Source organism: Streptomyces niveiscabiei (assembly GCF_001419795.1).
Taxonomy (GTDB): domain Bacteria; phylum Actinomycetota; class Actinomycetes; order Streptomycetales; family Streptomycetaceae; genus Streptomyces; species Streptomyces niveiscabiei.
Genome location: NZ_LIRL01000968.1, coordinates 1 through 6,307 on the forward strand (window position 1 = coordinate 1; position 6,307 = coordinate 6,307).

6 protein-coding genes are annotated in these 6,307 nt (G+C 74.3%); 3 read left to right on the top strand and 3 right to left on the bottom strand.

Annotation, left to right across the window (positions count from 1 at the left end):
- The first annotated feature begins 35 nt into the window (after positions 1-35).
- Positions 36-1,136 (top strand): citrate synthase 2, encoded by a 1,101-nt coding sequence (locus AOK24_RS37950; RefSeq protein WP_055724488.1) that lies wholly within the window; start codon positions 36-38, stop codon positions 1,134-1,136.
- A 56-nt stretch (positions 1,137-1,192) separates the two neighbouring features.
- Here the strand turns inward: AOK24_RS37950 and AOK24_RS37955 are convergent, their stop codons facing one another.
- Both AOK24_RS37955 and AOK24_RS37960 read right to left on the bottom strand, forming a co-directional pair.
- Positions 1,193-2,209 (bottom strand): isopenicillin N synthase family dioxygenase, encoded by a 1,017-nt coding sequence (locus tag AOK24_RS37955; RefSeq protein ID WP_055724489.1) that lies wholly within the window; start codon positions 2,207-2,209, stop codon positions 1,193-1,195.
- 541 nt (positions 2,210-2,750) lie between these two features.
- On the bottom strand, positions 2,751-3,317 hold the full coding sequence (locus AOK24_RS37960; RefSeq protein ID WP_055724490.1) for an SDR family NAD(P)-dependent oxidoreductase: 567 nt from the start codon (positions 3,315-3,317) through the stop codon (positions 2,751-2,753).
- A gap of 94 nt (positions 3,318-3,411) precedes the next feature.
- Here AOK24_RS37960 and AOK24_RS37965 point away from each other — a divergent pair, with 94 nt between their 5' ends.
- Together AOK24_RS37965 and AOK24_RS37970 are read left to right on the top strand one after the other, a co-directional pair.
- Positions 3,412-3,879 carry a GNAT family N-acetyltransferase gene (locus tag AOK24_RS37965; RefSeq protein WP_240554311.1) on the top strand — a complete coding sequence of 156 codons (468 nt, stop codon included), beginning with the start codon at positions 3,412-3,414 and terminating at the stop codon, positions 3,877-3,879.
- Positions 3,880-3,921: 42 nt separating this feature from the next.
- Positions 3,922-5,325 (top strand): PAS domain-containing protein, encoded by a 1,404-nt coding sequence (locus tag AOK24_RS37970; RefSeq protein ID WP_055724492.1) that lies wholly within the window; start codon positions 3,922-3,924, stop codon positions 5,323-5,325.
- A gap of 22 nt (positions 5,326-5,347) precedes the next feature.
- Here AOK24_RS37970 and AOK24_RS37975 read toward each other — a convergent pair whose 3' ends face one another.
- A complete protein-coding gene (locus AOK24_RS37975; RefSeq protein WP_055724493.1) occupies positions 5,348-6,103 on the bottom strand; it encodes an SIS domain-containing protein in 756 nt (251 codons plus the stop codon).
- Positions 6,104-6,307 lie beyond the last annotated feature (204 nt).

Here is a 6,307-nt window from a genome sequence, read left to right on the forward strand (position 1 = left end):
GCACCCGCCCGCCCCACACATCGAGGAGCCGCCTGATGTCCGACTTCGTACCCGGTCTCGAAGGAGTCGTCGCGTTCGAGACGGAGATCGCCGAACCGGACAAGGAGGGCGGCGCCCTGCGGTACCGGGGCGTCGACATCGAGGACCTGGTGGGGCACGTCTCGTTCGGCAAGGTCTGGGGCCTGCTGGTCGACGGCGCGTTCGACCCCGGCCTGCCGGCCGCCGAGCCGTTCCCGATCCCGGTGCACTCCGGGGACATCAGGGTCGACGTGCAGTCCGCGCTGGCCATGCTGGCCCCTGTGTGGGGCCTGAAGCCCCTCCTGGACATCGACGAGGGCCAGGCCCGCGACGACCTCGCGCGGGCCGCTGTGATGGCCCTCTCGTACGTCGCGCAGTCCGCGCGCGGGCAGGGGCGGCCGATGGTGCCGCAGCGGGAGATCGACAAGGCGCGCTCCGTCGTCGAGCGGTTCATGATCCGCTGGCGCGGCGAGCCGGACCCCCGGCACGTCGCCGCCGTCGACGCGTACTGGACGTCCGCCGCCGAGCACGGCATGAACGCCTCGACGTTCACCGCGCGCGTGATCGCCTCCACCGGCGCGGACGTCGCCGCCGCGCTCTCCGGCGCCGTCGGGGCCATGTCCGGCCCGCTGCACGGGGGCGCGCCCTCGCGCGTGCTGGGCATGATCGAGGAGATCGAGCGCACGGGGGACGCCGACGCGTACGTCCGCCAGGCGCTCGACCGGGGCGAGCGGCTGATGGGCTTCGGCCACCGCGTCTACCGCGCCGAGGACCCCCGCGCGCGTGTGCTGCGCCGTACCGCGCGGGAACTGGGCGCGCCCCGGTTCGAGGTCGCCGAGGCCCTGGAGAAGGCCGCCCTCGCCGAACTGCACGCCCGCCGGCCCGACCGGGTGCTCGCCACCAACGTCGAGTTCTGGGCGGCGATCGTCCTCGACTTCGCGGAGGTCCCGGCGCACATGTTCACGTCGATGTTCACGTGCGCGCGTACGGCGGGCTGGTCGGCGCACATCCTGGAGCAGAAGCGGACGGGACGGCTCGTGCGGCCCTCCGCGCGGTACGTCGGTCCGGCGGGCCGCGACCCGCGCGAGATCGACGGGTACGACGGCCTCACCGGCTGACGCCGACCGGCGCACGCGCGCGCGAGGCCGACGGAAAGGCACGCGCGCGCAAGGCGCTACGCCGGGGACAGCAGGTCCGCGTGGTGCCGCTCCGCCACCAGCGGGTGCGCGCGCAGCTTGCCCTTCAGCTCGTTGAACCCGTACTCCGCGAACAGCGGGTTCGCCGGGTCCGTCGTCACCCCGCGCGCGGACGCCGCGTGCGGGAACACCAGCGGCTCCACGCGCGCGTCCAGGCGCGGGTTGTAGAAGAACGGCACGGAGAAACGTTCCACGGCCGTCGGCGGGGAGACGACGCGGTGGTTGGTGGCGAGCAGGTAGCCGTCGGTCGCGACCTCCAGCAGCTCGCCCAGGTTGACGACGAACGCGCCCTCCAGGGGCGGCACGTCGTGGAAGAGGCCGTCCTCGCGCTGGACCTGGAGACCGCCCACCCGGTCCTGGAGGAGCAGCGTGAGGAAGCCGTAGTCCTTGTGCGCGCCGACGCCCTGGTCGGCGCCGTTCCCGGCGTTCCCGGGGTAGCGGACGAGCTTCAGGTGCGGGTGCGCGTGCGCGCCGAACGCGGAGTCGTAGAAGCCGGGATCGGCGCCTATGGACGCCAGCAGCTCGCGCAGGAGCTTCGCGGAGACGGCGCTCAGGCGGTCGATCCAGCGCAGCGCGGCGGTGCGCAGCTCTGGCAGCGCGGCGGGCCACTGGTTGGGGCCTTCGAGCCACCAGTACGGCGCCTCGCCGGGGCCCGGCACGCGCGCGGGGCGTTCGGCGCCGATGTCGAGCTGGTCGCGCCAGTCCTGGCGGCCGGCGGTGCGCTCGTCGCCCGTGCGCGTGTAGCCGCGGAAGTGCGGCGAGTTCACGTTGTCCAGGGCCAGGCGCTCGGCCTCCGGCAGCGCGAAGAAGCGGCGCATCGCCGTCAGCAGGGCGGCCGTCTCGCCGTCCGGCACGCCGTGGCCCACGAGCTGGAAGAAGCCGACGTCGTGCGCCGCGCTGTGCAGCTGCTCGTGCAGTCGCGCACGCGCGCGGGGGCCCGCGTCCGCAGCGGAGAGGTCGATGATCGGGAGTTGCTGGTACGACGGGTTCGTCATGGTGCGTCCGTAGGTGTACGGGGACCGGCCCGCCGCCATGGGTGGGGCGCGGGCGCGGGTGCCGGGTGAGCAGGAGGCGAAAGCCGTGTGAGGCGGCCGGGAATGCGGGCGGGAGGCTCAGACGGAGCGTCGACAGCCCATGCTCGTGACGCGGACGTAGTCCACGTGGCGGCGTCGGACGAGCGGAAGCATGAACCCGAGGTTACCGCTCGGCGAAAGATTCGTACGTGGCGCAGGTCACTCCCCGGAAATCCTCCGGGAACGCAGGCGACCCGCGAGTCGGGTTCCTCCGTGGAGGAGCCGGCCGGACGTACCGGCGACTCGCGGGTCGGGTGACTGCTTTGGGACTGGGCCGGCGGCGCGCAACGCTCACGCGCGAGTCCGGCACCGCACTGCGGGTGACGGGCGCTAGCCCGCAGTCACCTCACGCGTCCGGTTTCCATACATCTGCCGAACCACCTCCCTTCTCGTGTGCCCCACACCCTAGGAACCACCGCCGGGACACCTCAACCGGTTTTTCGGCACGACTCGCGCGCCCGGGTCACAGCGCGTGCCCGCCCGCGACCTGGACCACCTGCCCCGTGATCCACCGCGCCTGGTGCGACGCGAGGAACACCACCGCGTCCGCGATGTCGCCCGGCTCCCCGACCCGCCCGAGCGGCACCTGCCCCGCCACCCGCTCCGCGAGCGCCTCGTCCATCCAGCCCGTCTGTACGGGCCCGGGAACGACCGCGTTGACCCGGATGCCCCGCGGCCCCAGATCGAGCGCCAGAGCCCGCGTGAGGGCCTCCAGAGCCGCCGTGGAGGTGCCGTAGCCGAGCCGTTCCGTGACGGCGTCGAGCAGGCGGGGCAGGTCCTGAGCGTGCGACAGGTCCGCGCCGGTCGCGAAGGAGCCGTCGCCCAGCTCCCGCGCCAGCGCCACGGCCGCCGCCCCGTCCGGCGTGACGTGGGCCCAGGAGACGCCGTCCGGCGCGGGCGCCTCCCCGGGGAGGTAGTGGACCGCCACGCGCGCGCCCTGCGCGGCGAACGCGCGGCTGATGGCCCCGCCGATGTTTCCCGCGCCCCCGGTCACCAGGACGTTCTTGCCGGAGAGGCCTGTGTCGATCATGTGGGGCTCCTCGAAGGGGTGGGCGTCTCGCGTTGACACGCGTGCGGGTGCGTGTTCGGCTCTCCGTGTGATCGGCATCCGTATCGAACCCGCCGTGGGCGAACACCAATGGGAACAGTGGCGGCACGTCCACAACACCGTCGTGCCGCCCGCCGCGCTGTCCCTGCCCGAGGGCGAGGAGCGCGCGGGACGCTACCGGCTGGAGAACGCCTACGCCGGTGACGTGCTCGTCGGCTGCTCGACGGTCCGGCCCCCGCGCGAGGAGGACCGGACGGCGACCGTCATCGCGCGCGTACTGCCCGAGTTCCGCAGGCGCGGATACGGCAGCACGCTGTACCGGCACGCCCTCGCGTACGCGCGCGGCCTCGGTGCCGAGGCCGTCGAGACGTGCGTACTGGCCGTGAACACCGACGGGCTGGACTTCGCCCGCGCGCGAGGGTTCGCCGAGATCGAGCGCTACACCCTGGAGGACGGGAGTGACGACTGGTGGGTCGATCTGAGGATTCCGAATCTCGGACCGGCTTCCGGGAACACCGTGTGGGCTGAGTCACGTTCCAGTTGAATGAAGGGCGAGTGAGCGAACCGACGCTGGCAGGGGGTCCAGGTGAGCGCTTCCCGGCGTAGGGGGACCACCGACGAGCTGGGCCCGGACGAGCCCGGCAGGGACGGGCCGTACGGGTTCGACCTGCTCGCCGCGCTGCTGGACGGCATGGACGCGGCACTGTGCGCGTTCGACGCCGACGGGGTCGTCACGCACTGGAACCGCGAGGCGGAGCGCATCCTCGGGTGGAGCGCCGAGGAGGCGGTGGGCCGGCGCGGCTTCGCGGGCTGGGCGGTGCGCAGCGCGGACGCCGAGGAGGTCGAGGGCCGGCTGATGGCCGCCATGCACGCGGCCGGGCGCCAGGTGCACGAGTTCGCGCTCCTCACCAAGGACGGCGGCCGGGTCCTCGTACGCACCCAGTCGTCCGCCGTACGCGGGCCCGACGGCAAGCCCGCCGGGCTGTACTGCGCCTTCAGCGAGGTGCACGCGCAGATCGACCTGGAGCGGTCCATCGCGCTCAGCGAGGCCCTGTTCGAGGACGCCTCCTGGGGCGTCGTCCTGATCGACGCCGACCTGCGCCCCGCCGTCGTCAACACGCACGCCGCGCGGGCGCTCGGCACGGGCCGTACGGCCGTCCTGGGCCGCCCGCTGGGCGAACTGCTCACGTACGGCGTCCAGGAGCTGGAGAGCGCCCTCACGCACGTCCTCGCCGAGGGGGCCCCGCCCGCGCCCGCCGAGATGTGGATCGGCGTGCGCACCCCCGACGGCGAGAAGCGGCGCTGCTGGCGCAGCGGCTTCGTACGGCTCTCCTCGCCGCTCGCGGAGGAGCCCGTGCCGCTCGGCGTCGGCTGGCTCTTCCAGGACGTCACCGAGGCCAAGCAGGGCGAGCAGGAGGCGTCCCTGCTGCGCTTCCGCGCCAACCAGCTGCACCGCGCCGCGCGTGCTGCGGCCGAGTGCGAGGACCCCGCCGAGGCCGCGACCGTCCACCTCGACTTCGCGCTCGCCGGCTTCGCCGACCACGCCTACCTGGACCGCGTCCACGGCAGCCCGCGCGCGGACGGCGACCTCGTCACGCCCGTACGGCTCGTGCGCGTCGCCGCCACCCCCGTCGGCGGCCCCGGGCCGAGCGCCCTGAGCGCCCACCCCGGGCTCCCCGTCGGCTACCCCGAGGGCCACCCGGCGCTCCAGTGCGTCGCCCGCGCGGGCACCGTCCGCGCCGGAGCCGCCGGCCTCCCCGCCGACCAGGCCCGCGTCTGGGCGCGCACGCGCCAGTGGCCCGAGGACACCGTCCACGCCCTGTCCACCGTCCTGCGCAGCCGGGGCCGCACGCTCGGCGCGGTCACCTTCCTGCGCGGGCGCGGGCGTACCGCCTTCGAGCGCGCCGACACGACGTACGCGGAGGACGTCGCCGTACGGATCGCGGCGGCGCTGGACCTGGCGGGGGCGACGGGGGAGGGGCCGAGCTAGCGGGTCCAGCGGGGTCCGTCGCTCAGCTCCGGTAGAAGATCCGGTCGCCGTACTCCTCCAGCACGCGCGCGTTCCACTCGTGGCCGCCGTCGACGTTGCCCGAGCGCAGGAGGGGCGGTTCCACGCCGCGTGCGGCCAGGGCGGCGGCCGTCGTCGCCGCCACCGCCTGGAGGAGGGCCGAGGTGACGGCCGTGGAGGCGGGCGCGAAGGGGGCGGGGATGCCGGCGAGGGTCAACTCGGCGTCGCCGACCGGGATCTTGGAGTCGAGGACCAGGTCGCAGTGGTCCTTGAGGAACGTGCCCGAGGAGTGGCGGGAGGATGTCTCGCGCGCGTACGCGAGCGACGTGACGCCGATGACCTTCACTCCGCGTGCGCGCGCGTGGAGGGCCATCTCCACGGGGAGCGGGTTGCGGCCCGACAGGGACACGACGATCAGCGCGTCGCCCGCGCGCAGGGGCGAGGTCTCCAGGACGACCTGGGCGAGGCCGTCCACACGCTCCAGCGCGGAGCCGAGCGTCGCGGGCCGGACGTCCACGCCGACCAGGCCCGGCACGGACAGCAGGTTCATCACCGCGAGGCCGCCCGCGCGGTAGACGAGGTCCTGCGCGGCGAGCGAGGAGTGGCCCGCGCCGAAGGCGAACAGGCGGCCTCCCGCGACGACGGTGTCCGCGAGCAGCTCGCCCGCCGCCTCGATCGCGCCGGCCTCCTCCGCGCGCACGCGCTCCAGCAGTGCGAGGGCGGCCTCGAAGAACCGCTCACCGACCCCTGACCCACCCATCCCCGAGCCCCTTCGCGCCGTACCCGCCGTTCCGCGGATCACCGTGCGGTCTGGACCAGTGCGGTGTCAATACGGGGGCGAGCGGATCGGGGACCGGCCGAGGAGTGCGCGGAGGGGTGGGGGACGGTCGGGGAGTGGTGTGTCGAGGGGCTGCGCCCTTTCCCGGAGGTGTCTCGTGGGCAGGGGTTTCGCCGGCGCGGCACG

What these genes read in the sequence shown, in the direction of transcription:
- AOK24_RS37975 (WP_055724493.1), bottom strand. Translation starts at nt 6,103, where the DNA reads ATGGGTGGGTCAGGGGTCGGTGAGCGGTTCTTCGAGGCCGCCCTCGCA.
- AOK24_RS37960 (WP_055724490.1), bottom strand. Translation starts at nt 3,317, where the DNA reads ATGATCGACACAGGCCTCTCCGGCAAGAACGTCCTGGTGACCGGGGGC.
- AOK24_RS37955 (WP_055724489.1), bottom strand. Translation starts at nt 2,209, where the DNA reads ATGACGAACCCGTCGTACCAGCAACTCCCGATCATCGACCTCTCCGCT.
- AOK24_RS37950 (WP_055724488.1), top strand. Translation starts at nt 36, where the DNA reads ATGTCCGACTTCGTACCCGGTCTCGAAGGAGTCGTCGCGTTCGAGACG.